This window comes from Bacillus sp. FSL K6-3149 (genome assembly GCF_038630515.1).
GTDB lineage: Bacteria > Bacillota > Bacilli > Bacillales > Bacillaceae > Bacillus > Bacillus pumilus.
The window spans coordinates 2838958-2865060 of sequence record NZ_CP152034.1 but is presented as its reverse complement, the minus strand read 5'-3'; the positions used below and the strand labels follow the sequence as shown (position 1 = coordinate 2865060).

At 42.0% G+C, this 26103-nt stretch carries 24 protein-coding genes; 17 read left to right on the top strand and 7 right to left on the bottom strand.

The annotated features are described in order from the left end of the window. Positions 1-27: 27 nt before the first annotated feature. Positions 28-690, bottom strand: a complete 663-nt coding sequence (locus tag MHB83_RS14360) for a lysozyme family protein (protein ID WP_003215897.1) — start codon at positions 688-690, stop codon at positions 28-30. 97 nt (positions 691-787) lie between these two features. Then, positions 788-2113 (bottom strand): APC family permease, encoded by a 1326-nt coding sequence (locus MHB83_RS14355; RefSeq protein ID WP_003215735.1) that lies wholly within the window; start codon positions 2111-2113, stop codon positions 788-790. 186 nt (positions 2114-2299) lie between these two features. Between MHB83_RS14355 and czrA the strand changes: the two genes are divergently transcribed. After that, positions 2300-2629 (top strand): Zn(II)-responsive metalloregulatory transcriptional repressor CzrA, encoded by a 330-nt coding sequence (gene czrA, locus MHB83_RS14350; protein WP_007500691.1) that lies wholly within the window; start codon positions 2300-2302, stop codon positions 2627-2629. Between the two features lie 34 nt (positions 2630-2663). Here the strand turns inward: czrA and MHB83_RS14345 are convergent, their stop codons facing one another. Further along, positions 2664-3188: a hypothetical protein gene (locus tag MHB83_RS14345; RefSeq protein WP_050943933.1), complete on the bottom strand. Its 525-nt coding sequence runs from the start codon at positions 3186-3188 to the stop codon at positions 2664-2666. Positions 3189-3306: 118 nt separating this feature from the next. On the opposite strand from MHB83_RS14345, the gene MHB83_RS14340 reads away from it, so the two are divergent. The 7 genes from MHB83_RS14340 (at position 3307) to MHB83_RS14310 (ending at position 9322) form a co-directional block, all read left to right on the top strand. Beyond that, complete coding sequence (locus MHB83_RS14340) at positions 3307-4239, top strand: YafY family protein (protein WP_050943934.1); 933 nt, start codon at positions 3307-3309, stop codon at positions 4237-4239. Between the two features lie 54 nt (positions 4240-4293). Further along, positions 4294-4767 carry a GyrI-like domain-containing protein gene (locus tag MHB83_RS14335; protein WP_342496427.1) on the top strand — a complete coding sequence of 158 codons (474 nt, stop codon included), beginning with the start codon at positions 4294-4296 and terminating at the stop codon, positions 4765-4767. A 37-nt stretch (positions 4768-4804) separates the two neighbouring features. After that, entirely contained in the window at positions 4805-5524 is a 720-nt protein-coding gene (locus MHB83_RS14330; RefSeq protein WP_342496426.1) for an MBL fold metallo-hydrolase, read from the top strand. 3 nt (positions 5525-5527) lie between these two features. Beyond that, entirely contained in the window at positions 5528-6100 is a 573-nt protein-coding gene (locus tag MHB83_RS14325) for a TetR/AcrR family transcriptional regulator (protein ID WP_050943937.1), read from the top strand. A 148-nt stretch (positions 6101-6248) separates the two neighbouring features. Next, positions 6249-7130, top strand: a complete 882-nt coding sequence (locus tag MHB83_RS14320; protein ID WP_342496425.1) for a hypothetical protein — start codon at positions 6249-6251, stop codon at positions 7128-7130. Continuing rightward, positions 7093-7698: a DUF4166 domain-containing protein gene (locus MHB83_RS14315; RefSeq protein ID WP_251190421.1), complete on the top strand. Its 606-nt coding sequence runs from the start codon at positions 7093-7095 to the stop codon at positions 7696-7698. Before MHB83_RS14320 ends, MHB83_RS14315 begins: the two co-directional genes overlap by 38 nt. Next, positions 7691-9322: a YndJ family protein gene (locus MHB83_RS14310; RefSeq protein ID WP_342496424.1), complete on the top strand. Its 1632-nt coding sequence runs from the start codon at positions 7691-7693 to the stop codon at positions 9320-9322. The genes MHB83_RS14315 and MHB83_RS14310 overlap by 8 nt, the downstream gene beginning before the upstream one ends. On the opposite strand, the gene MHB83_RS14305 is transcribed toward MHB83_RS14310, so the two are convergent. After that, positions 9312-9791, bottom strand: coding sequence for a site-2 protease family protein (locus MHB83_RS14305; protein ID WP_003216048.1), 480 nt, complete (start codon positions 9789-9791; stop codon positions 9312-9314). The two genes, MHB83_RS14310 and MHB83_RS14305, sit on opposite strands and share 11 nt — an antisense overlap. A 231-nt stretch (positions 9792-10022) precedes the next feature. Between MHB83_RS14305 and csaA the strand changes: the two genes are divergently transcribed. From csaA to MHB83_RS14290, 3 genes are all read left to right on the top strand, one after another. Next, on the top strand, positions 10023-10355 hold the full coding sequence (gene csaA / locus MHB83_RS14300; protein ID WP_003215734.1) for a chaperone CsaA: 333 nt from the start codon (positions 10023-10025) through the stop codon (positions 10353-10355). A gap of 513 nt (positions 10356-10868) precedes the next feature. Then, positions 10869-12260, top strand: a complete 1392-nt coding sequence (locus MHB83_RS14295; RefSeq protein ID WP_003215869.1) for an MFS transporter — start codon at positions 10869-10871, stop codon at positions 12258-12260. A 23-nt stretch (positions 12261-12283) separates the two neighbouring features. After that, positions 12284-13891: a glycoside hydrolase family 43 protein gene (locus MHB83_RS14290; RefSeq protein WP_050943941.1), complete on the top strand. Its 1608-nt coding sequence runs from the start codon at positions 12284-12286 to the stop codon at positions 13889-13891. Positions 13892-13936: 45 nt separating this feature from the next. Here the strand turns inward: MHB83_RS14290 and MHB83_RS14285 are convergent, their stop codons facing one another. Further along, positions 13937-15097: an ROK family transcriptional regulator gene (locus tag MHB83_RS14285; RefSeq protein ID WP_342496423.1), complete on the bottom strand. Its 1161-nt coding sequence runs from the start codon at positions 15095-15097 to the stop codon at positions 13937-13939. 214 nt (positions 15098-15311) lie between these two features. Here MHB83_RS14285 and xylA point away from each other — a divergent pair, with 214 nt between their 5' ends. The 3 genes from xylA to MHB83_RS14270 all read left to right on the top strand — a co-directional run bounded on the left by xylA (position 15312) and on the right by MHB83_RS14270 (position 18957). Beyond that, positions 15312-16649: a xylose isomerase gene (gene xylA / locus MHB83_RS14280; protein WP_251190424.1), complete on the top strand. Its 1338-nt coding sequence runs from the start codon at positions 15312-15314 to the stop codon at positions 16647-16649. A 35-nt stretch (positions 16650-16684) separates the two neighbouring features. Next, on the top strand, positions 16685-18184 hold the full coding sequence (gene xylB / locus MHB83_RS14275) for a xylulokinase (RefSeq protein WP_342496422.1): 1500 nt from the start codon (positions 16685-16687) through the stop codon (positions 18182-18184). Between the two features lie 89 nt (positions 18185-18273). Continuing rightward, positions 18274-18957: a glycoside hydrolase family 11 protein gene (locus tag MHB83_RS14270; protein ID WP_050943981.1), complete on the top strand. Its 684-nt coding sequence runs from the start codon at positions 18274-18276 to the stop codon at positions 18955-18957. Between the two features lie 52 nt (positions 18958-19009). Here MHB83_RS14270 and MHB83_RS14265 read toward each other — a convergent pair whose 3' ends face one another. Both MHB83_RS14265 and MHB83_RS14260 read right to left on the bottom strand, forming a co-directional pair. Further along, entirely contained in the window at positions 19010-21046 is a 2037-nt protein-coding gene (locus MHB83_RS14265; RefSeq protein WP_284907241.1) for a molybdopterin oxidoreductase family protein, read from the bottom strand. 130 nt (positions 21047-21176) lie between these two features. Next, the gene (locus MHB83_RS14260) at positions 21177-22373 is read right to left on the bottom strand and encodes a cytochrome P450 (RefSeq protein WP_226805293.1); all 1197 of its coding nucleotides are present in this window, start codon (positions 22371-22373) and stop codon (positions 21177-21179) included. A gap of 471 nt (positions 22374-22844) precedes the next feature. Here MHB83_RS14260 and proC point away from each other — a divergent pair, with 471 nt between their 5' ends. From proC to MHB83_RS14245, 3 genes are read left to right on the top strand one after another with little or no spacing between them, the layout of a single operon-like run. Beyond that, the gene (proC, locus tag MHB83_RS14255; protein WP_342496421.1) at positions 22845-23642 is read left to right on the top strand and encodes a pyrroline-5-carboxylate reductase; all 798 of its coding nucleotides are present in this window, start codon (positions 22845-22847) and stop codon (positions 23640-23642) included. Positions 23643-23672: 30 nt separating this feature from the next. Then, the gene (gene proB / locus MHB83_RS14250) at positions 23673-24791 is read left to right on the top strand and encodes a glutamate 5-kinase (RefSeq protein WP_342496420.1); all 1119 of its coding nucleotides are present in this window, start codon (positions 23673-23675) and stop codon (positions 24789-24791) included. Between the two features lie 18 nt (positions 24792-24809). Then, the gene (locus MHB83_RS14245) at positions 24810-26078 is read left to right on the top strand and encodes a glutamate-5-semialdehyde dehydrogenase (protein WP_335356119.1); all 1269 of its coding nucleotides are present in this window, start codon (positions 24810-24812) and stop codon (positions 26076-26078) included. Positions 26079-26103: the final 25 nt, after the last annotated feature.

Here is a 26103-nt window from a genome sequence, read left to right as displayed (position 1 = left end):
AGCACTTCCATTTAGGAAGTGCTTTTTTTACGATGATGGTGAGGATGACGAAGCCAATTTCATCTTTTCTTCAACTGTTTTCGTTTTTTCTTTTACTTTTTCAGCATAAGTGAAGTCACCGAAGCAATATGGGTAGCGGAAGTTATCTTTGTTGCCTCCGCACGTATAGACTTCTGGGTTTCGTTTCACTTGCTTTTTAGAGTATTGTTTTGCCAATTTCTCGGAATGTTTTCCCCCGTTTTTTGCAACAAAATCAATATAGCCAATTCCCATATTATAGCTTTGGATAATGGTTTCCAAATCAACGCCTTTTTTCTTCCCATGCTTGTACATAGTAGAAAAATGATGGACTCCTTGTCTAATGCTTTTCTGAGGGTCATTGATTTCATTTCGTTTCAAACCAAGAGATTCAGAGGACTGCATTGGATCTCCGCCTCTGCCTTTTGATTCTTGATACATCATACCGAGGATTAACGCGGTATATTGATCTAAATCTTGATCTCTTAACTCTGTTTCTACAAGCGGTTTGAAATCATCCAATCTCGACAAAACAATTGATTCCGTATCAATCGGCAGCTTTTTTAACTCCTTTTGATTAAAGGACATGACAATGGCTGCTAATACGAAAACAAACAGAAAAATCGTGAAGCAGCCTGAAATGGCAAAACATCCTGTTTTTTTCTTTTTCAAGGTCAGTTCACCCCTGTTTTGCCCCGCTTTTAAAAGGGAAGTACAGCCTTTTTATTATGCCATATCCTGCACAAGATACCAAGTGAAAACCTTATAATCAATCGTACCCAAATGTAAATTCGGGTCTTGTTTTCAGTCTGTAGCAGAAATAAACAAAACCGATAATCAGCCAAAGCAAACCAATGATTAATGCATTTGTACTGATGTTCGTTAACAGCCATATACAAAAGGCCGTCCCGCACAGAGGAATCACTGCGTATCTCAATGTATTGAGTACACCTCTTTGTTTTTGTCTAATGAAATAGTACGCAAAAACAGATAAGTTCACTAATGTGAATCCAATCAACGCGCCGAAGCTGATAAAGGAATAAATGACTTCAAGTTCGCCAACGACTGCGGTTAAGGAGAAAGCACCAATTAATAAAATATTAAAAACAGGCGTTTTTAATCTCGGATGTATATATCCGAAGAAGCGCTTCGGTAACGACTCATCTCTACCCATTGCATATAATAGCCTTGCTGCACTTGCATGTGACGATAAGGAAGAAGAGATAACAGCGACCATTGTGCCAGCTAAAAAGAACGAGTGGAGAAAGGCGCCGCCCACAAAATCCGCAATTTCAAGTGAGGCCGCATCGGGATGCTTGAACTGCTGAAAATTTGGAAATACTTGCTGCAAAAAATAAGACGTCAAGGTAAACAGTACGCCTCCAATGGCGACGGTTAAGAAGATGGCAAGTGGGATCGTCTTTTTTGGCTTAATGGTTTCCTCAGACAGGGTCGAAATCGCATCAAATCCTAGAAACGAAAAACATAAAATGGTTGCTCCTGAAAAAATAAGCGCTGGATCTAAGCTCGCCGAATAAAAAGGCCGGGCGGACAATAATTCCCCGCTGCCTGCGTTTTGCGTGAGCCCATACATAATAAATCCAACAAAAGTGACGGCGACAATGACCTGAAAGGTCACAAATAGTGCCGTGATGTTGGCTGTAAGCCGGATACCGATTACATTGACAGTCGTTATGGCGATAGCAAGTATGGTGATCCAAATGTAATGAGGTACATCAGGAAAGGCTGCGGTTAAATAAGCACTTCCAATCGCAAAATTCACCATAGGCAAAAATAAATAATCCAGTAAAAGTGTCCAGCCTACAAGAAAGCCAACATGAGGATGAATACTTTTTTGCGCGTATGTATAAGCAGATCCTGCTTTTGGAAAAGCCTTCACCATATTCCCATAGCTAAGCGCTGTCAATAGTAATGCAAGTAACGTAAATATATAAGCTGTAGCGACGTGTCCTTTCGTCAGCTGAGCCACAATGCCGTATGAATCAAATACGACAAGTGGATCCATATAAGCAAGCCCGATCACAACAAGTGGGAAGACAGTCAGGCTGCGTTTTAGTCTTGGCTCTTCAGTCAATTTGCCTATCAGCTCCTCTAAAAAAATGAATAAATAATGCTCATTTTAAAAAGAATGCTACCAAGTGTCAATGCTATTTGAGTAAATCTTTTTTCTAAAGTGTGCTCTCTTTGCATGCCGGACGTTTTGGTATATGATGATACATAGAATAAGTCGTGATTTGACGGACAAGAAAGGTGAAGCAAAATGAAGGAAGAACTGAATACAAATCAAGAACAGGAACGGATGGAGCTGGATGAAGAAAGTCTATTTCTTGTCTCCCAAACCTTTAAAGCTTTATCTGATCCGACACGTATTCGAATTCTGCACCTGCTGTCTCAAGGTGAACACTCGGTAAATGATATAGCAGAAACACTGAATCTCATGCAATCAACCGTTTCTCATCAGCTGCGCTTTTTAAAAAACCTTCGTCTCGTGAAATCTAGACGAGCAGGGACCTCGATTTTTTACAGCCCTGAAGATCAGCATGTGATGGAAGTGCTTGAACAGATGATTCACCATGCACAGCACGATTGATAAAAAACCTTCCTACTTTCATATAGGAAGGTTTTTATGCATGATGCACATGTGTCGATCGTTTATTTGCTTTCATCATGTGAAAAGAAAAAACAACATAGTAAGCAGCTAAAAGAAAAAAGCTGAGCATGGTCATCGCATCATCGCTCACGATGTGCTGATACAGTTCAACGACACTGATTTTGGTCATCGAATGGTTTGTGAGCTCAACCAGCTTAAAACTAAGCCTGGATAAAAACAAACACAAAATGAAGCTTTCAATCCATTTACTCGTTTTCATATACAGCCGGCCATTTTCTTCTTTCATACGAATCGTCTGATAGGCATGAACAGCTAGGCTGCTTCCAAAAAGCATACCAATAGCGGCATAGATGAGGATATTATGATTTTGCCATCCTTCTGATAGGAGAATAAGGGCTGAAAGACCAAAGAGATACATTCTCATCAAAAGCCTGATGGGGCGTACAAGCTGAAAGCGTCTCATTCGATTCATTCGAATCATGATGCAGATCAACATAATGCTCCCAATCATGAACAATTGCCACACGTTATGTGTCATGATGCAACCTCCTCCTGCACGTGCAGGGATGTAAACGAATGCTGGCTGTTACTTATCTTTACCATTCTTTCTTTTTTTATCAAAACAAAACCTACATTTATGAAAAAGAGGAAAAGTCATGAAAATCGACCGCATTTTATCTACTGTGATGCTGCTCATTAGCAAGAAGCAAGTACAGGCGAAAGATCTTGCTGAACTTCACGAAGTGAGCACGAGGACCATTTATCGTGACATTGATACCATCAATCAAGCGGGAATCCCTGTTGTCACAACCCAAGGAGCAGGTGGAGGCATTTCACTTGTTGAGGATTATCGTTTAGAGAAAAAATTATTTACCGATGATGACATCGAGGTCATTTTAACAGCCCTCGAAAGCATGACGAGTGCCTATTCCTTTAAAGAAAGCGAACATGTACTGAAAAAAATCAAATCGCTTATTCCCACGCATACGTGTGAAAACGAAAAGCAGCATCATGTCTTCATTGATTTAAGCTCCTGGGGAAAAGACAGCCAGGCAGAAAAGAAGCTCCAGCTCATTCATACAGCTGCGTCAGCGCACCAATACATTCAGTTTACTTACCGCAATGCGAAAGGTGAAACACTTCCACGCAAAGTGGAGCCTTATACGCTCGTTTTAAAAGGGAGGCATTGGTATTTGTATGCGTTCTGTTGTGTAAAAAAAGCTTTTCGTCTGTTCAAGCTAACTAGAATGACGGGTCTTGTCACCATTTCAGGGTATTTTCAACCGAAAAGAATCAAAAACGAAGAAAAGCCTTGGAATGATTCTTGGCAAGAACAACCGTCGGTCAGCTCTGTCACGCTCAGGTTAACGGAAGCATCAGTGGGGAAAGTGAAGGAGTGGGTAGATGAGAACGAATTGAATGTTTGTTCAGACGGCACTTACCTTGCCACCATTACCGTACCTCTTGATGATTGGTTAAATAGTTTCCTATTCCATTTAGGTCCAGATGTTGACATTCTTTCCCCGAAGCATGTCAAAGAAGCGTTTGACATTCAGTTGAAACAATTTCTCAAACGAATAGAAACTTGACACAGTGTTGTCAGGTTTCTTTTTATATGATAGAAAAAAAGGAGATGAGAATGTATGTACGATATCGTGACATTAGAGAAACAATGGATGAAAGGGTTGTCTGTTCGAACAACAAACGAAATGGAGCAAACAAAAGAGCGGAAGATTGCTCCACTCTGGCAACAATTTTTTGCGCAGCAGCTTCACGGAGGGCAAGCGCCCGTCATAGGATTATATTCAGATTATGAAAAAGATGAGCATGGCTCTTATTTATTTACTGCTGGGCAATTCGTGGATCAGCAGGTAGAACATGTCATAGAGATTCCTTCATCGACCTACGCAAAATTCCGAACGAGAAAGGGACCTATTGAAGAGGTTGTGTTGGAGACATGGCAGCAGATTTGGGCGTGGGATGAGCGCCATTACCGCACATATACAGGCGACTTTGAATGGTATGATGAAAGATCTATAGATCCAAAAGAAGCGCAAATTGATATTTATATTGCGGTTGATGAAGAAATGCTTGATAAAACTAATATCATTAGTTAATATAAAACTAACAACATTAGTTTTAGGAGGACATATGATGAGATTGACAACTTTTGATCGCCTGCACCAGCTCACATTGATGCCGCGTCTATTTCCGGTAAATTGCTATGTATTTGAGGAAGAAAATGGACTGATATTAATTGATGCTGCTTTAAAAATGGCAGCAAGCTCGATCATTGAATTTGCGCACAAAAAAGACAAGCCAATCGACAAGATTATTCTCACTCATAGTCATATGGATCATATCGGTGCACTAGATGAAGTGAAAAAGGCTTTTCCAGAGGCAGTCGTTTATTTATCAAAACGCGATGCCCTCCTTTTTGAAGGTGATTTTTCCTTGCTTCCTGGTGAACCTCAGCAAAAAATTAAAGGCAGTTTTTCAAAAGACATTCACACAAAACCAGATGTGCTTGTCGAAGAAGGGGACGAGATTGGGTCACTTAAAGTCATCTCAACACCAGGGCACACACCTGGCAGCATTTCTTTATACGATGAAAGGTCAGGGATTGTCATTGCAGGAGATGCACTTGTGACAAAAGGCGGTTTATTCGTAACGGGTGAGTTTCGCTTGACCTTCCCGTTCCCGGCTTTTGCCACTTGGGATGCAGAAACAGCACTCAAAAGTGCCGAAAAATTGCTGGCACTTCCCTTATCTTGTCTTGCAGTAGGACATGGTGATCTTATCATGGAACCTCATGCCAAGCTTCAAGCTGTCATAACAAAAAGGCAGCAACAGTTAAAGAAAGGGGAGCAGTAAACCGTGTCTCCAAGAATGGGTATCACGCAAGAAAAAATCATCGATACAGCGGCCGCATTTGTTGATGAAGAGGGCTTTTCTGCATTGACCATTGCTACATTGTCTAAAAAGCTGAACATCAGACCACCTTCTCTTTATAATCATGTATCTGGTCTTCTTGAAATTCAGGCGGCACTCGCAGAAAAAGGGCTGTCCATGCTACGTGAAGAAGGTATACACGTAACAGAGGGATTGGATAAAGAAGAAGCTGTGTTAGCCTTTGCCAAACAGTATGTTGAATTTGTCCGCGAACATCCAGGCCTTTATGAAGCGGCCTTTTCACATATGGAGGAGAAAAAAGTAAGAAGTGAGGCAGAGCGCCTTGTTGAATTTGTCCAATCCATCATGGCCCGTTTTGGTGTCAAAGAAGAAGAGATGACACATGTGGTCAGAGGACTAAGAAGCTTATTGCACGGCTTCGGTGATATTTCAAATAAAAATGGATTTCAACGAAAAGAACAGCTTGAAGACAGTGTGAGCTATGCGGTCAAGCTTTATATCTCAGGTGTGTTGCAAAAAGAAGATCTGTCTCATTGACAGGTCTTTTTTTGGTAGTGAACCGATATGTTAAAGAGGCGACCATCTTGAACCAATTTTTTGACAAAAAAAGAATAAACATTTGACAGTTTTGTGAAACATGGTATGCTTGTTATGTGAAATAATTCACATAGAGGAGTAGAGGCAGATGAAAAGAAAGCCTGTTTATGTGGAAACAACCATTCATGCACCGATAGAGAAAGTATGGGAGTATACGCAAAATCCAAAGCTTCATGAACAATGGGATTTGCGCTTTTCAACCATTTCATTAAATGAACCTCAAAATGAACAGCCCCAATCCTTTTTGTATGAAAAGCATCTTGGATTTGGTTTAAGTGTCACAGGGACAGGAGCTTATCGAACAAGAATGATGGATGAACGGAATGAGCGGGCATCCTCACTTCAATTCAAATCGTCACACCCATTGTCTTTTATCAAAGAAGGCAGCGGCTACTGGAAATATATGAAAACAAGCGACCACATTGTGTTTCAAACTCAATTTGATTACAAAACGAAAGAAGGAAAAGGATGGACATGGGCAGACCGGATTCTTTTTCGCCCAATGATCGGGTTTATGACAGCCTTTAGTTTTGGGGCATTAAAGACGTGGCTTGAAAAGGGAACGCATCCCCGTTTGCTGCTAGAGAGAACACTTGCTCATTACGGGATTTGTTTGCTGTTTGCCATCGTCTGGCTATGCCAAGCGGTCATTCCTTTTTCACATTCGGCTTTTGATCATAGCACGAGTTTCCGATTGTTTTATGCGCTTTTAGGCGTATCATGGCTAATTCCCAAGCTAACAAAGAAATATCTATTTATTTTTCAAAGTATGTTTCTTCTCATCATGCTTTGTATAGGGGTCCTATCCCCGCAAACGACGCTTCATGAGCCGCTTGTGATAAGTGCATTTTTCATTTTGTCGATTGCAGGTATGATCAATCTAAAAGATTGTGTAGATGTATTTTCCATCAAACGAAAAAGGGGAGGTAGACATGGTCGTTCATCGTCATCAAGTAAAGGATTACGATAAACTGCATCCAAAGCTAAAAGAGAGATACAATCGCGCGTTTTCTGCTGAAGGCACCATGGAGGAAATAGGCGGCGGGTCAAGACTCATTCGATTTATTTTCAGAATTGGTTCTTTGTTTCGGTGCTTTTTCCCTGAAAGAGGAAAAGACATTCCTTTCCAAATTGTCAATGATCCCTTTGTGACACATAAGGGAGAGGAAGGGATGCACTGGTATCGAACGTTTTATTTCCCAAAGAAGGAGCGGCACTTTGATGCTGATATGATCATTGATCAGAAGAGTCATACAGTACTAGACTACTTTGGAAAACCTAGACTTCTTGTGTCAGAGCTTCATTTTACAGTAACAAAGCATGGTTTCTTGCACATCCAATCCGGCCGGCAGAAGTTTTTGATGTTCGGCAGGGAATGGCCGCTGCCTTCATGGCTTTATGGTGTGTCAGATGTAACGGAAGGCTACGATGAGCATGCAGGTGAATATACCATTGATGTCCACGTGAAAAATCGCCTGTTTGGTACTCTTTTTACATATAAAGGCCGTTTTACAGAAAGGGTGTCTCATGATGAATAAGTGGCATTTGACATCCAGTCTGATCTTCATGTCTTGTTTTATCGCCACCCGTTTCATGACAGGCCGGGTAGCAGAATTTTTTGTTCTCATGGCAATTCTATTTTTTGTTCCCTCTGCCTTACACTTTTTTGAGAAAGAAGGGAAGAAACACAAGCCAGAGAGGCTGATCGGCTTTTTAATGAAAGCCTTTCCACTAGCGGCTCTTTGTGCAACCGCTGCTTTTATCTATCATTCCGCTTGGTTTGCATCGGGATGGCTTTTATATACAATGTTATTGGCGTTATTTGGCTTTTGTCGTTTGCTGGAAAGAGGAATCTTTCCGCTTCATGAGCTGATGATTGATGGCGCATGGATGTATCTCGCTTTAGGCGGTCTGTGGTTTTGGCTGTACACAGCAGATATACAGGTGATGACATTTTCGCCGATCATTGTTCTTTTGACCGCTATTCATTTTCATTACTCGGCTTTTTTTATCCCGCTTTTTTATGGATTTTTAGGAAGGCAGCGAACAAAAGAGACAGCTTTATACAAAGCGGCAGGCTGGGTGATTTTGCTGTCGCCTGTGATGATAGCTGTTGGGATTAGCTTTTCCCGTCTATTTGATACGTTCAGCGTCATACTTTATGTAATGGCGCTCTACATATATGGTATCCTTTGTATGAAAACAAGATTTCGGTCGACTTTGGCAAAAGGTCTTGTTGTGTTTTCTAGCTTAGTTTTAATGGGGACGATCGTGTTATCACTTCTTTATTCCGCTGGTATGCTGATGCGTGTGACCTACATCAGCATGGATCAGATGATTTGGTTTCATGGCAGTATCAATGCTTTTTTTGTGATTTTGCCGGGGTTGATTGGCTGGCTGATTGAAGGGCCGAAGGATCAATTAAAGCAGAAGAACTTTCCGATTTCGAAAGTGTATGGCCGGTTTCAACTGATCTCTTTTCAAGAGGAAAGCGTGCATAACCATGAGAAGCTGGGTTTAGTCGATTCGCTTGATGAATTAAATGGAACGACATTTTCAGCTGACAGGGTCTCACCTGTGATTCGCAGATTTTATGAAGACCCTATGGCTTTTACATTAAAAGCAGCCGTCAACTTTCATTGGTGGGTAAGGCCGTTCGTCTTTTTACTTCAGCCGCTGTTTAAGAAAATAGGTCAGCTATATTTGGGGTTATCTCGTCATCCATATGAGATGCAGGGACGTCTGACTAGATTTCAACATCCGAAGGAAGAAAGGGAAAATGTTCGGGCTTGGATACGTCACAATGTAAAAGGAGAGCAAGTCTTTTTTGCACTTTATGCTCTTCATTACGATGCAGCTGCGGGTTATATGAATATTGCGCTGCCACTTCCGTATTCTCAGCTGACAGCTATTTTAAAGCCTTTTAATGAGAAAGAAGATTTTCTATTAAAAAGCGCATGTCCAAAAGGCAGTACCGGTGACGAAGGATTGTATTTGCATACGCCTTTTATCACCATGAAACTGCCAATGGAAGAAAGCTTTCATATGAAGCCGGAGACAGATCAAAGTCTCACAGCGGTACATCAAATGAAGCTGTTCGGTATTCCTTTTTTAACGATTCATTATCATATTGACAGTGAAAGTCATCATGTTAGTCAATGATGTCGCATGGTTCACCGTGTCGAATGATGTTCACAATCGCTTGCCCATCACTCGGATGATGATCTGCATACTGGACTGGCAGCAGTGCAAAAAATACATAGTAGACTGAGAAGTAAGCAAATTGATAGAAAAATTGGTGCTCTGGCAGGAAATCATTGGCGATCATTGTGTTCAGTATGAGAACACTGAGCAGGTTGCATAATGAACCGCCTAAGTAGACAAGAATGTGCGACAATCGGTTGTTTTTCCTCATTTCTTCATAGTGGCAAAATGCATCTAGAAAATAGATTCGTCTAATTTCAACGACGCCTACTTTCAACACTTTTTTCCCTCTGCCAAGCGCAAAGGAAACCTTTGCTCCAAACATCCACGCGACCACAATATGGCCAAGCTGATGCAGGATGGCAACGATAGGAAGAATGACAAAAAACGACCAGCAAAACGTCCACATATCCGATAATGTAAACAAGTGTGAACCCTCCCCAATATATTCGGGAGGAAGCAGTAGGATTATTTGCCATTTTACTGAATTCATTTTCAGGATGCAAACATTTAATACACGACAATAAATTTATTATGTAAACTATAAAGGTGATTTTAGCGCTGTATAGGATTTTTGAACCTCATCTATGACAAAATGAATGTGCTACAATGGATAATCAATAGATTACGTTACCTTTTATGAAGAGGAGAGAGTCAGATGGCAGATATTGAACAGTTTTTGGCGTTAGATATTCGCGTTGGGACGATCATAGAAGCAGAATTTTTTGCAGAGGCAAGAGTGCCTGCGTTGAAGCTTAAGATTGATTTTGGTGAAGAAATTGGTGTAAAGCAATCTAGTGCTCAGTTGACGAAGCGTTATACAGCGGAAAATCTTACCGGCAAACAAATCGTAGCGGTCGTTAATTTCCCGCCAAGAAGAATTGCAGGGTTCAAATCAGAAGTGCTTGTCTTAGGAGGCATGCCGTCAAAAGAAGACGTGGTGTTGTTAGCGACAGATGAACCGGTTGAGAATGGAACAAAAATAGGGTAAGAAAAAAGACATCTTCCTAAGAAGATGTCTTTTGCGTATTGAGGCGGAATAACCACACGCCACATTCGTGTGTGTCTCAAAGAGACATGTTACCCGACTTACACAATTCAGCTCATCGCTTGATTAATATAGCATGGGATGAGCTTGAATGCAACCTTTAAATGAATTCTTTCAGATTTTCTTGTCATTTCACAAGATGAATGACAAGAAATCGATTATTTGGATTATTTTTTCAAAATATATTGAAAAGTCAGATCAGATTTTATAAAATGAATTCATCTTAGTTTGTTTGGTCAATAAACTAAGATGAATTTCAAGTATTGATCCCTATATTGAAGGAGATGATTCTGTCATTCGACTGTTTTGCTGCGCATTTGGGCTAAGCTGAAAGGAAGAGATGTTCAGCTACATTTTTATAACAAATTGAAAGCGCTTTATATTCCCTGTATTGATTGCTGCTGCCCTCCGTCATCTGTTCGTTAGAAGAGGCTAAGTGAAGAAGGGAGAAAGCTCATGGTTAGTGAGAATTTAAAGAAGATTCGTATGTCTGAAAAAGTGGGATATGCTTCAGGGGATTTCGCATGTAATTTGATTTACGCAACTGTTTCTACGTATCTATTATTTTTCTATACAGATGTGTACGGTTTATCAGCGGCAGCAGCAGGGACGATGTTTTTGGTTGTTCGCGCCATCGATGCGCTTGCAGATCCATTTATTGGTGCATTGGTAGACCGGACGAACAGCCGTTTTGGTAGATTCAGACCTTATTTGTTATTCGGTGCGTTTCCTTTTGTCGTACTTGCCATTCTTTGCTTTACAACACCTGATTTTTCCGAAATGGGTAAACTCATTTATGCCTACATCACGTATGTTGGTTTATCGCTTACATACACATTCATCAACGTTCCTTATGGTGCTTTAACTTCCGCAATGACAAGAAATAACCAAGAGGTTGTCAGTATTACGTCCGTTCGTATGGTGTTTGCCAATCTAGGTGGTCTAGTTGTTGCTTTTTTTGTTCCTTTTCTTGCGACCTTTTTAAGTGATACGACAGGAAATACAGCACTTGGCTGGCAGATGACGATGGCTTTTCTCGGCGTTCTTGGCGGCGCATTACTGATTTTCTGTTTTAAAAGCACGAATGAACGTGTCACGCTTCAAAAGCCAGAGGAAAAGATTAAATTCAGTGATATCTTTGTCCAGTTACGAGTGAATCGCCCGCTTGTTGTATTAAGCATTTTCTTTATTATTATTTTTGGTGTGAACTCGATCAGCAACTCTGTTGGGATCTATTATGTGACGTATAACCTTGGCAGAGAAGATTTAGTGAAATGGTACGGACTCATTGGCAGTCTGCCAGCTTTAATGGTGCTGCCGTTTATTCCGAAGCTGCACAAGCTGTTAGGAAAGAAAAAGCTGCTGAATTATTCTTTATCGCTGAATATCGTAGGTCTTCTTGCCTTACTTGTGATACCGCCGAGTCAAATCACTTTAATACTGATTTTCAGGCTAGTTGCTGCTGCGGGGAGTATTACAGCGGGTGCTTACATGTGGGCGCTCATTCCTGAGACTGTTGAATACGGCGAATATAAAACTGGAAAAAGGATGGGCGGACTGATCTACGCAGTCATTGGATTTTTCTTTAAATTTGGGATGGCATTAGGCGGGATTGTTCCGGGGCTTGTACTCGATCGATTTGGCTATGTTGCAAACCAAGTGCAGACGCCAGAAGCATTGCTTGGCATTTTAATCACGGTAACAGTGATTCCTGTATGCTTACTGATTTTAGCGATGATTGATATTAATTTTTATAACCTAGATGAAGAAGAGCACCAAAAAGTCGTGAGGGAGCTTGAGAATAGGGATCAAGTATATATCGATCATATGGACGATTTTAAAATGTAGGTCGTGAAAGAGGAGGAAGTTGAATGAAAATCACCAATCCAGTACTCAAAGGATTTAACCCGGACCCAAGTATTTGCCGTGTAGGAGAAGATTATTACATGGCGGTCTCTACATTTGAATGGTTTCCAGGGGTGCAAATTTATCATTCGAAGGATCTTGTGCATTGGCGGCTTGCTGCGCGTCCTTTGCAAAAAACGTCGCAGCTGGACATGAAAGGGAATCCTGATTCTGGCGGAGTATGGGCACCGTGCCTAAGCTACGCAGATGGTCAGTTTTGGCTCATTTATTCAGATATCAAAGTAGTGGATGGTCCATTTAAAGATGGTCATAATTATTTGGTTACGGCAAGTGAGGTTGATGGTGATTGGAGTGAGCCGGTTAAGCTTAATAGCTCTGGCTTTGATCCCTCTTTATTTCATGACCAAAGCGGGAAGAAATACGTCTTAAATATGCTGTGGGATCATAGAGAAAAGCACCATTCCTTTGCGGGTATTGCCTTGCAGGAATATAGCGTGACGGAAAAGAAACTCATTGGTCAGCGGAAGGTCATTTTTAAAGGCACACCGATTAAATTGACAGAAGCACCGCATCTTTATCACATCGGTGATTACTATTATTTATTAACAGCAGAAGGAGGCACTAGGTACGAGCATGCGGCAACAATTGCCCGTTCCCGGCAGATTGAAGGGCCTTATGAGGTTCATCCTGATAACCCAATTTTAAGTGCTTTTCACTCACCTGAACATCCGCTTCAAAAATGCGGTCATGCTTCCATTGTTCAAACGCACACAAATGAGTGGTATCTCGCTCATCTGACTGGCCGCCCTATTCAATCAAGCAAGGAATCTATTTTTCAGCAAAGAGGGTGGTGTCCTTTAGGAAGAGAAACAGCGATTCAAAAGCTTGAATGGAAGGATGGCTGGCCGTATGTTGTGGGCGGAAAAGAAGGAACGCTGGAGGTTGAAGCGCCAGCGATCAACGAAAAGGTTTTTGCTCCTACCTACCATACAGTCGATGAGTTTAAAGAATCAACGTTAAATAGACACTTTCAAACATTAAGAATTCCTTTTACTGAACAGATCGGTTCATTAACGGAAAAACCTCAGCATTTAAGGTTATATGGTCACGAATCTCTAACATCTAAGTTTACTCAAGCCTTTGTTGCAAGGCGCTGGCAAAGCTTTTATTTTGAAGCAGAGACAGCTGTGTTGTTCTATCCAGAGAATTTTCAGCAAGCCGCTGGTCTTGTGAATTATTACAATACGGAAAATTGGACAGCGCTTCAGGTGACATATGACGAGGAACTTGGCCGAATTCTTGAATTATCTGCCTGTCAAAACCTTTCCTTTTCTCAGCCATTGGCACAAAAAATCGTCATTCCAGAGGAGGTCACCTATGTGTATTTAAAAGTGACCGTTCAGAAAGAAACATATACCTATTCTTATTCATTTGATCAAAAAGACTGGAAGGAAATTGATGTGATATTTGAATCTAGCCACCTATCTGATGACTTCATTCGAGGAGGAGGATTTTTTACAGGGGCATTTGTCGGCATGCAGTGCCAGGATACAAGTGGCGAGCGTCTTCCTGCTGATTTCAACTATTTCCGTTATGAGGAAACAGATAAATAAAAAAAGACAACACGGTAAGAGCTGTCTTTTTTATCTATGAATCTGTCATGGTGAGAGGGTAGCATCTTGCAGGAAAGCTTCAATGACGAGAGATGTCATCCCTAATACTGGTGCGTTGTGTCCTAATGACGATGGAAGCAGCTCGACATGTGAACTGAATTGAGTATCCATCCTGGAGGAGACCTCCTCTTGAATCACACGTAGAACCGTTGGCTGCGCTTCAATCACCTTGTTTCGTAAAATAATCGCTTGCGGGTTAAAGGTATGGAGGACGTTTGTGAGACCAACCCCAAGGTAAAAGCCAAAGTTGCGCAGGGCATTGAGGGTTTTCATGTCATTTAACGTCGCCAGCTTTTCCAATTCTTGATGAGAGATGGGCTGATCATTTGTTTGAAGGGACTGAAACAAGGCTTTCTCAGATGCATACAGCTCCCAGCAACCACGGTTTCCGCAGCTGCATGTTGGTCCATTAAAGTCGATGGTCATATGTCCCATTTCACCAGAAAAGCCATATGCACCTCTGTATAAATGATGATTGATAATGATCCCGATTCCAATGCCGGTGCCGATGCTGGCATAGATCAAATGATCATAAAGTTTAGCGGCACCAAAGATTTTTTCACCATATGCACCGGCATTTGCTTCATTTTCAATGAAGACGGGTACTTGAAATGCGTCTTGGAGCGTTGTTTTCATGTCAACATTTTTCCATTTAGAATGCGGCGTAAACACGATTTGTTGATCGGCATCCACTAGCCCGGGTATACATAGGCCAATACCTATGAGCCCATATGGGGAAGAGGGGATTTGGGCCTTCAACTGCTGTATTAATTCAGTTAATATGCGTATGGTCACATCAGGAGCGCTTGATGGGAGCTTGATCTGTTCTTCTTGAAGGATGGACCCTTCAAGGTCGGTTAAAATGCCATTGACATAATCAACGCCGACATCAATCCCGATGGAGCAGCCAGCACGTTTATTAAACATCAGTAAAACCGGTCTTCTCCCGCCGCTAGACTCACCTTGACCGATCTCATAGACGAGTTGCTCTTTCATTAATGTACTCACTTGAGAGGAAACAGTCGATTTATTTAACCCAGTGCGTTCAGATAATTTAGCTCTAGAAATTGGCGCATGCTGGAGAATTTCTTTTAATAATAGCTTTTGATTTATTTTTTTCACAAAGTTCTGATCAGCGATATCCATGTTATCCACTCCATTTGTTTCGTCTTTAGATTAAGTGAAGAAAAAAGCTGCTTTTCTACGCATGTAATCTGTAAGAAGGATGTTTTTAACTTTATTATAACGAAAATATTTCTAAAAAACTAAAAAATATGGAAAATTCAAAGTGAATTGATCATCAATTGAACATTAGTTTGTTGAATCAACTTACAAAGTATATTCATAGGAGGAATAAAAGATGGCCAACTCAAATATGAAAACGTTACACAGCTTAGAAGGAATCGGAAAAATACAATATGAAGGAAAACAATCAAAAAATCCACTCGCTTTTAAACACTATGATCCAAGTGAAATGATTGGCGGAAAAACAATGAAAGATCACCTGCGCTTCTCAGTCGCTTATTGGCATACATTGACTGCTGATGGAACAGACATGTTTGGAACTGGTACGATGCAAAGAGCCTGGGACTCCTATAGCGGAATGGATTTAGCAAAAGCTAGATTGGAAGTAGCCTTTCAACTGTTTGATCTATTGGATGTTCCGTATTTTTCCTTCCATGACCGTGACATTGCACCGGAGGGAGATACGCTTCAAGAGACGAATCAGCAATTAGACATCATTTTAGAAAGAATGAAAGAATACATGCGGGATAGCGGAGTCAAGCTGCTGTGGAATACAGCCAATATGTTCAAGCATCCTAGATTTGTACACGGCGCAGCAACATCTTGTCATGCAGACGTCTTTGCCTATGCAGCCGCACAGGTGAAAAAAGGCATCGAAACAGCTAAAGAACTTGGCGCAGAAAATTACGTTTTCTGGGGAGGACGAGAAGGGTACGATACTCTGCTGAATACAGATATGAAAAGAGAGCTTGATCACATGGCGTCATTTTTGCATATGGCTGTTGATTATGCAAAGGAAATTGGGTACACTGGCCAATTTTTAATTGAGCCTAAGCCAAAGGAGCCAACCACTCATCAATACGATGCAGATGCAGCGACATCTATTGCCTTTTTAAAGCAATACGGACTAGATTCACATTTTAAATTGAATATCGAGGCCAATCATGCGACGCTTGCTGGTCATACGTTTGAGCATGAATTACGCGTCTCAAGAATACATGGATTGCTCGGTTCTGTGGATGCGAACCAAGGGAATACGCTGCTTGGCTGGGACACGGATGAATTTCCAACCGATTTATATGCCACAACTCTTGCCATGTATGAAATTCTGCAAAATGGCGGACTAGGAACTGGCGGTCTCAATTTTGATGCAAAAGTGAGAAGAGCTTCTTTTGAGCTTGAAGATATTTTGTATGCCCATATTGCGGGCATGGATGCATTCGCAAAAGGACTGCGGGTGGCTCATAGACTCATAGAAGATCGTGTGTTTGAAGATGTGATCAAGCACCGATATCGCAGTTTTTCTGAAGGGATTGGCCGTGACATTTCAGAAGGAAAGGCAAACTTTCATACATTAGAAGAGTATGCGCTCAAGCACCCTTTAATCAGTAACGAATCGGGAAGAGAGGAACAGTTGAAAGCCCGGTTAAATCAATACTTGTTAGAAGATTGATTGAAGAAGCGGACCTGTTTTGAAGGAGTGAAGACATGAAGTATGTGATGGGAATTGATCTTGGAACGAGCGGAGTCAAAGCCATATTAGTCGATGAGAATGGAAAGGTGTGCGGCGAGGCCACTAAGCCTTACCGCCTCATTCAAGATAAACCTGGATATTGTGAACAGAACCCAGAGGAATGGGTTGAGCAAACAGTGGCTGCGATGAAAGAACTGATGGCAAGGCAGCCTGTCCTTTCAAAGAAAGTAGAGGGCATCAGCTTCTCTGGACAGATGCATGGTCTGGTTCTTTTAAATGAATCCCGCGAGGTGCTCCGCCCTGCGATTTTATGGAATGATACACGAACGACAGCGCAATGTACACATATTACAAAAAAACTGGGGGAACGGCTCCAACAGTTCACGAAAAATCAAGCGCTAGAAGGATTCACACTGCCAAAATTATTATGGGTAAAGGAGCATGAACCAGAAATTGATCAACAAATCGACATGTTTTTACTCCCAAAAGATTATGTCAGATTTCGATTAACAGGTTCTGTTCATATCGATTATTCTGATGCGGCTGGCACATTGTTATTAAATATTGGAGAGCAAGCGTGGAGTGAAGAAATTTGTCAGGCATTTGATATTCCTCCTCATATTTGTCCGCCACTGATCTCATCAGAGGAAGAGGTTGGTACACTATTTCCGCACATTGCACGTGAGACGGGGATCGAAGAGGGTGCAAAAGTCTTTGCTGGCGGGGCAGACAATGCTTGCGGAGCAATTGGTGCTGGTATTTTATCCTCTGGTCGCACGTTATGCAGTATTGGCACATCTGGGGTCATTCTCTCTTACGAAGAGGATCATGAAAGAGAGCTTCAAGGAAACCTGCATTTGTTCCATCATGCAAAAAAAGACGCTTACTACACAATGGGTGTGACCCTTTCAGCAGGATATAGCCTTAACTGGATAAAACATTTACTGACTCCAGAGGAATCGTTCCAATCACTTTTAGAGGGTGCGGTTGATGTCGCGCCAGGAGCAAATGGATTGCTCTTCACGCCATATTTAGTCGGGGAAAGAACACCTCATGCGGATGCTATCATTCGTGGAAGCTTGATTGGATTAGACAGCCGGCATGAAAGGGCACATGTCGTTAGGGCTGTGCTAGAAGGGATTACTTTCTCGTTAAATGAATCGATCGCTTTATTCAGGCAAGCTGGGAAACACATAGATTCAATTGTTTCCATTGGAGGCGGTGCGAGAAGCCGGACATGGCTTCAAATGCAAGCAGACATTTTTCAGGCAGAGGTCATCCAGTTAGACAATGAACAAGGGCCTGCTTTAGGAGCAGCGATACTGGCCGCCGTTGGCTGCGGTTGGTATCCATCGCTTGAAGCATGTGCAAATCAGTTTATTCATCAAGCTGCTGTCTATGAGCCAGAGCAGCAGCTTGCAAGTATATATGATGATCTGTTTCATCTGTATCAAAAGGTCTATACACAAACAAGAGATATCCATGCTGGGTTAGAACAATACCGTTCCGTCTAGCAAAAAGGGTGACATGAAAGGAGGTGATGAGTTCGCTTCATCTTAGAGAAGGCAGAACAATTTTAATGAAAAAAGGAGAGGGATTGAAAATGAACTTGAAAAGATTGAGGCTATTGTTTGTGATGTGTATTGGATTTGTGCTGACACTGACGGCTGTACCAGCTCATGCGGAAACGATTTATGACAATAGAATAGGCAATCACAGCGGGTACGATTTTGAATTATGGAAGGATTACGGAAATACCGCAATGACACTCAATAACGGCGGGGCATTTAGCGCGCAATGGAACAATATCGGAAATGCTTTGTTTCGAAAAGGGAAGAAGTTTGATTCCACTAAAACTCATCATCAACTTGGCAACATCTCCATCAATTACAACGCAGCCTTTAACCCAGGCGGGAATTCCTACTTATGTGTCTATGGCTGGACACAATCTCCATTAGCTGAATACTACATTGTTGAGTCATGGGGCACCTATCGCCCAACAGGAACGTATAAAGGATCATTTTATGCCGATGGAGGCACATATGACATTTATGAAACGCTACGTGTCAATCAGCCTTCTATTATTGGAGACGCTACCTTTAAGCAATATTGGAGTGTACGTCAAACAAAACGTACGAGCGGTACTGTATCCGTCAGTGAGCATTTCAGAAAATGGGAAAGCCTAGGTATGCCAATGGGGAAAATGTATGAAACAGCATTAACTGTAGAAGGCTACCGAAGCAACGGAAGTGCGAATGTAATGACCAACCAGCTGATTATTCGATAAAACCAAATGAAAAAAGCCAGCAGTTTTTTGCTGGCTTTTCTTCTGTCTATGATCATTTTTCAACTTCCACTCTGCCCGAAAAGAACGTCGCACCGCCGCCCATATCTGCCAGCCGATCAGGTGTTAGCCCGTTAACTAGATGCTTTTTGCCTTTTTGATCTGCCCATAATCCTTGGCTGACCACAACACCAGGTAATACATTGTGACCGACTGACACGACAAGCTCGCATTCTCCTCGGTCATTGAGCACACGCACCATGTCACCATCTTCAATTTTTCTTGCCTTTGCATCTTGTTCATTCATGTGAAGCTTCGGGAACTTCTCAAGCTTTTGATGCTTTTCATGAAGTGAGAAGGTCGAGTTAAGAAAATTATGATTCGGTCCCGGTATAAAGGTAAGCGGATATTCGCTTTCCTGATAAAGGGGCACGTAGGTAGGAAGCGCCGGATATCCGTCTTTTTTCATTTGTTCAGAATAAAGCTCAATTTTGCCGCTCGGGGTAGAGAGCTTTAAGTCTTGGAAAGGTCCTCGTTTTGCTTTGATCCATTTCTTTTCTTTTAATGCCTCGTATGAAATGTCCTCATAATGCGGATTTTCTGGATGATGAAGGGCTTGTTCCATGAGTTCCGCATCTGTCTCGCGGAAGGCTTCATCTTCAAAGCCCATCGCATGGGCTAACAAGCGAAACACTTCTGTATTGGATTTGCTTTCTCCATAGCGTTCAATCACTGGCTCTTGAATTTGAATATAATGGTGCCAGTATGATGTATAGAAATCCTCATTTTCAAAGGCGGATGTTGCCGGCAGGACAATGTCTGCATACTTAGCTGTCTCTGTTAGAAATAGGTCGTGAACGACTGTAAATAAGTCATCTCTCAGCAAACCTTCTCTTACTTTATTCGCTTCAGGCGTCACAACAGCTGGGTTGCACGAGTAGACAAAGAGTGAATCAATGGAAGGCGCTGCATTCGTCAGCACACTGCCTAGCTGATTCATATTAAATGATCTTGGCGTGCGTTCCTTTAATAAATCCGGCCGCTGAAGAGCTGTTTCATTATAGCTGAGAAAAGAAGAGTTTGATTTCATCGCACCGCCGCCCTTGTGGAGCCATTGACCAGTCAGGGCAGGGAGGCAGGATATGGTTCGAATACTCATTCCGCCATTATCATGGTGCTGCAAACCATTGCCAATACGAATAAGAGATGGCGATGTCTCTGCGTACATTCTTGCAAGTGTAAGGATGTCCTCTTTAGAAACCCCCGTGATACCCTCAACAGTGTCTGGATCATACTGCTTCACATGCTCACGCAGCTCCTTATGACCGGTTGTATAAAATTCTAAAAAGGCTTCATCTGTTAGTCCTTCTTTAAAAAGAACATGCATGATGCCAAGGGCAAGGGCACTGTCAGTACCAGGTCGAAGCGGAATAAACCAATCTGCCATCCGTCCGGTTTGGTTCTTGTGTACATCAATCACGACAATCTTTGCTCCTTGCTTTCGCGCTTTTTGTGCGAGGGTGATTTGGTGCATATTGGTCGACACGGCATTGATGCCCCAAAAGATGAATAGTTTCGTATGAATGGTCTCTTCTGGATCTGTCCCAATGCTTGCACCCATTGTATATTTATAGCCAGTCGTTCCTGCAGACTGACAGATGGTCCGGTCTAATTGACTTGAACCAAGACGATAGAAAAAGCGGCGGTCCATGCCTTCTGCATTCAGATTGCCCATATTCCCATAAAAGCTGTAAGGCAGAATACTTTCTGGACCTTTTTCTTCAATCAGTTTTGTCCATTTTTGCCGAATGGTTTCAATGGCTTCTTCCCACGTAATCGGAGCAAATTGTCCATCGCCTTTGCGGCCAACACGCTTCAAAGGAGTGGTCAGTCGCTTTTCATCATATAAACGGGCTGTGACATTCCGCACCTTGTTGCATATGTTGCCTTGGGTGACGGGGTGGTCTGGATCTCCCTGCACTTTTACGATCTTTCCATTTTCTTTATGTATCAAAAGACCGCACTGATCTGGGCAATCTAACGAACAAACTGATTTGAATATTCCGTCTTTCATTGCTGTATAATCGGTCATGAATTTTTGGCTCCTTTTCTGAAATCCGTTATCACTTTATATGGACTTTATTTTAGCATGTTCGGAGGTGGAAGGTAAGAAAGAGATGATGAATTGAAGAAAATGAAAAAAAGCCCCTCAAAAGGGACTTTTAAAAACGGGTGACCTGTACAGGAAATTCTTTTACCCCAAAAACAAATGTGCTTTGAATGGGTTTTAGCTGATCTGCCGCACAGGTGATGTCTTGAAACGTCTGGAGTAAAATCTCAAGTGCAATGTTGCTCTCAAGGCGGGCAAGCGGTGCACCGAGACAAAAATGAATGCCAAAGCCAAAGCTCATATGCGGGTTTGATTTCCGGTCAAGACGGAACGTATCCGGATCGTCAAATTTCTGTTCATCACGATTTGCTGAAGCAACCCAGCTAATGAGATAGTCTCCTTTTTTAATTTTCGAGCCTGCAATCTCAACATCCTCGGCCGCGATTCGCCCAATGGCTTGAACAGGCGGGTAATAGCGTAGTGTTTCCTCGGTCAATTGAGGAATAAGAGAGGGGTCTTGCCGTACTGCTTCGGCGATATGCGGCTGCTCTGTTAGCAGTCTTACTGCATTAGTAATCAAATTGGTCGTTGTCTCATTACCAGCAACAAGTAATAGAATGCAAAAACCAAGTAGTTCATTCTCGGTTAAACGCTCACCATCGATTTCTGCTTGAATAAGAAGTGAGATCAGGTCATCAGCAGGGGATTCTTTTCGTTTTTGGATCAAGTGAGCAAAATAAGCGGACAGCTCTTCCTCTGCGCGTTTCTGCATATCGACTACTGCTTGAATGGCTTCTTTTGATTCATCCTTTGCACCTGCTACTAGGGCATCAGAATGTTTCTTAATGAACGCTCTATCCTTTACCTCTGCACCTAGAAGCTCAGCAATAATCATGACAGGCAGGGGAGCTGCTAGATCTTCTACGATATCAAACGTACGCTGACCCTTGACTTGTTGCAGCAGGTCATGTGTCAGGTCTTTAATGTTATCTTCTAATTGTTTAATCGCTTTTGGTGTGAATGCTTTATTGACGAGTGCTCTCATTTTTGTATGTTTTGGCGGGTCCATCGTTAAAATACTCGTTTTCGTTGTGCTTCTTCCTCGCTGTGATGAGAACACTTTTGGCTGCTTCAGAACAGACTGGATATCCGCATATCGAAAGAGATCCCAGCACTTTCTTGTTTCATCATATCTAATATCACTCTGGGCACGTAGCTCATTGTAAATAGGGAACGGGAAAAGAAGGTCATCGGTCGAACGGATTTCTTTCATTGGAATGACATTGATATAGTTTTCTTTCACTTTCATTATGAACGCTCCTTTTTCACTTAGTTTCCCTTTCACGGTATCACCCGTAAAATATCATTTCAACGGACATGTTTTCTAAAATATGTCAATAGTCTAATCGGAAGATTCAAGCACATTCATCGTATAGGAAAATAGAAAGTCATTAAAAATGATAGCGCTTTCTAAAAAATAGAATTGAAGTCACCGAAACCAAAAATAAAATGGGGAATTCAGTCGAACGAAAGGGTACTATGATGCAAATACGAATAGTACTTTTGATCTAAAATGTTGTTTTGCAAAAGCGCAGTCAGTATACATACAGCAAGCGGTTGAACGCGTATTCGGGACTTTTGAAAAGCGCTGGCTCTTTCTTGACACGATTTCTCATCATGTTACGATAACTAACGTGCGAAAAACACGAACAAAAAGCGAACAAGGGAGAGGATCAATATCATTGATCAAAAGAAAGTTGCTTTCATTGGAGCAGGTTCTATGGCGGAAGGAATGATTGCCGGGATTGTGCGATCAGGACAAATGCCACTAGGCCAAATTTACGCAACAAACAGACAAAATCAAATTCGATTGAATGAACTAACGATACGTTACGGAATACAAACAGCCACAATGGATTCTTTTCCTTTTGAAGAAATGGATATGTTGATCCTGGCCATGAAGCCAAAGGATGCTGAAACAGCACTTGAATCGTTAAAACCTCATATTCGGAGAGACCAGCTGATCATGTCTGTCCTTGCAGGCGTGAAGCAATCGTATATTGAAGATATGCTGCATGAAGGACAGCCCGTGATGAGGGTCATGCCGAATACGTCAAGTACGATCGGGGCTTCAGCGACCGCTTTATGTGCTGGACGTTATGTGAAAGACGACCATATCAGCATGAGTCAGGCTCTTTTATCTGAAATGGGCGAAGTGTATACCATTCAGGAAGAGCAAATGGATATTTTCACTGGAATTGCCGGAAGCGGGCCAGCCTATTTTTATTTCTTAATGGAAAGAATCGAAGAAGCAGGAGAAGAAGCAGGTTTATCTAAGGAATTGTCTCGCCAAATTGGCGCGCAGACACTTCTCGGTGCTGCGAAAATGTTGCAAGAAACAGAGGAAGACCCTTCTACTCTGAGAGAGAAAATTACGTCACCAAATGGAACAACAGCTGCAGGACTGAATGCATTAGATGATTTTGGCGGAGGAGAAGCAATCAAGCAGGCCGTCAAACATGCTGCCAACCGATCAAAAGAGATCAGCAAACAGCAAAAACAAAAAGTATCTATATAATAAATAGAGCTCAGGTACAGGAGTGATAAGGTGTACGCAGATAAAGAGAGAAAACGAATTGTTGTAAAAATCGGAAGCAGCTCACTTACTAGCTTTCAAGGGGAGATTAGTTTAAAAAAACTAGAAAACCTCGTCAATCAAATTGTAAAACTCAAAGATGAAGGACACGAAGTCATTTTGGTTTCATCTGGTGCGGTTGCAGCTGGTTACCGAAAACTAGGATTTATCGATAGACCCAAAACACTGCCGGAAAAACAGGCATCTGCCTCAATTGGGCAAGGCCTTTTAATGGAATCATATTCTACTTTATTTTTATCACACGGTTATATTGCCTCACAGCTTTTAATCACAAGAAGTGATTTTTCAGATGAAACGCGCTATCAAAATGTGCGCAACACGATGAATGTGTTATTAGATCGAGGCATCATTCCGATTATCAATGAAAATGATACAGTGACGATTAACCGCTTGAAGTTCGGAGATAACGATACATTGTCTGCAAAAGTAGCTGGACTCATTGATGCGGATTTCCTTTCCATTTTATCTGATATTGATGGCTTGTATGAAGAGAACCCGCATACAAATCCGAATGCGAAAAGAATTCTTGAAGTCACAGACATCACAGAAGACATCGAAGCAGCAGCTGGAGATGCAGGGAGCAGTGTGGGCACAGGCGGAATGAAATCAAAACTCGATGCGTTTAAAATTTCAATGGCAGCTGGCATTAACGGCTTTTTAGGCAAAGCGGATACGCCTCACATTTTAGACAAAGCCATTAATGGAACAGAGGACGGCACTTATTTTACCGCGGATGAAAATTTAGCACCGCTGAATTACAAGAAGCAGTGGATTGCCTTTCATTCTGGACCAAAAGGCGAGATTGTTGTTCAAAAGAAATCGCAGGAACACCTCATCCATAGAGAGAAATGCCTTGATTCGGGTGGCATTGTCAATGTAAAGGGTTCGTTTAAAAAAGGTGATGTCGTCCGCATTTTAGATCAAGATGGAAGAGAAATCGGGCTTGGTATTGTGAATTATCCATCTGACGAACTTGCACTGAGCAGTGACTCGTTGCAGGATGAAGTGGTTCATGTCGTCGATCTTGAAGCTTTTGTTTGTCATTTAGATTTATCGATACCAGTTTGCTAACCAAAAGGGAGGAATTCCATGACACTGACAGCTGAAGTTGTCACATCGGTCAAAGAAAAAGCGAAAAAAGCAAAGCACGTTTCAAAAAAACTAGGTTTACTTCATACAGAGGATAAAAACGAGGCACTGCTGAAACTAGCAGAAGCGTTAGAACAAAATAGCACGTTCATCTTGCAAGAGAATGAAAAGGATATAGATGCCGGGAAGGAAAAGGGATTTTCAGAGGCACTCTTGGATCGTTTAATGTTAAATGAAGAAAGAATTCATGAGTTTGCCGAAAGCTTGCGGCTTGTGACGAGATTAACAGATCCTGTTGGAGAAATATTGGATGAATGGACTCTTGAGAACGGCTTGCATGTGAAAAGCCGAAGAGTACCGCTCGGCGTGATCGGGATGATCTATGAAGCGAGACCGAACGTCACTGTCGATGCAGCAGGGCTTGCCCTTAAGGCAGGCAACGCAGTGATTTTAAAAGGCGGTTCCTCCGCTATTTCTTCCAACAAAGCCATTGTAAGTGTTATTCATGAAGCATTAGATCAAACAAAGATTCCGCGTGATGCGGTGCAATTGATAGAACAAACAGACCGTTCATCGGTTCAAGCGATGCTTCATCTAAAAGAATGGATCGATGTCTTAATTCCGCGAGGCGGAGCTTCTTTAATCAAAACCGTGGTTGAACAATCTACCATTCCTGTCCTTGAAACAGGAACAGGAAACTGTCATGTCTTTATTGATCAAACAGCCAATGTGAAAAAAGCCATTGAGATTGTCATCAATGCAAAAACGAATCGTCCGGCTGTATGTAATGCACTTGAGACGCTAATCATCCATCGCGATTGGCTGAAAGAAAATGCGGCATCGTTGAATGAAGCTCTGCTAGAGCACCATGTCACCGTACATGGCGACGAGGAAGCACTGTCTCATTTTTCAAACGCCATTCCTGCTGAGGAAGTGGACTGGACAGATGAGTATTTAAGTCTTGATCTTGCAGTAAAGGTAGTCGATTCAATCGAGGAAGCGATCCACCATATTGAAGAGTACGGTACAAAACATTCAGAAGCCATCGTGACAGAGGATGAAGAGCAGGCACTTAAGTTTTTAAACGAAGTCGATGCGGCGGCGGTTTATCATAACGCATCTACCCGTTTTACAGACGGCGGTGCACTTGGATATGGGGCTGAAATTGGCATTTCTACTCAAAAACTGCACGCAAGAGGTCCGATGGGACTTCCAGCACTCACGACAACGAAGCTGCTTCTGTCGGGTGACGGTCAGATTAGAAGCTAGATGAGATTCAAAAAACACTACCTTT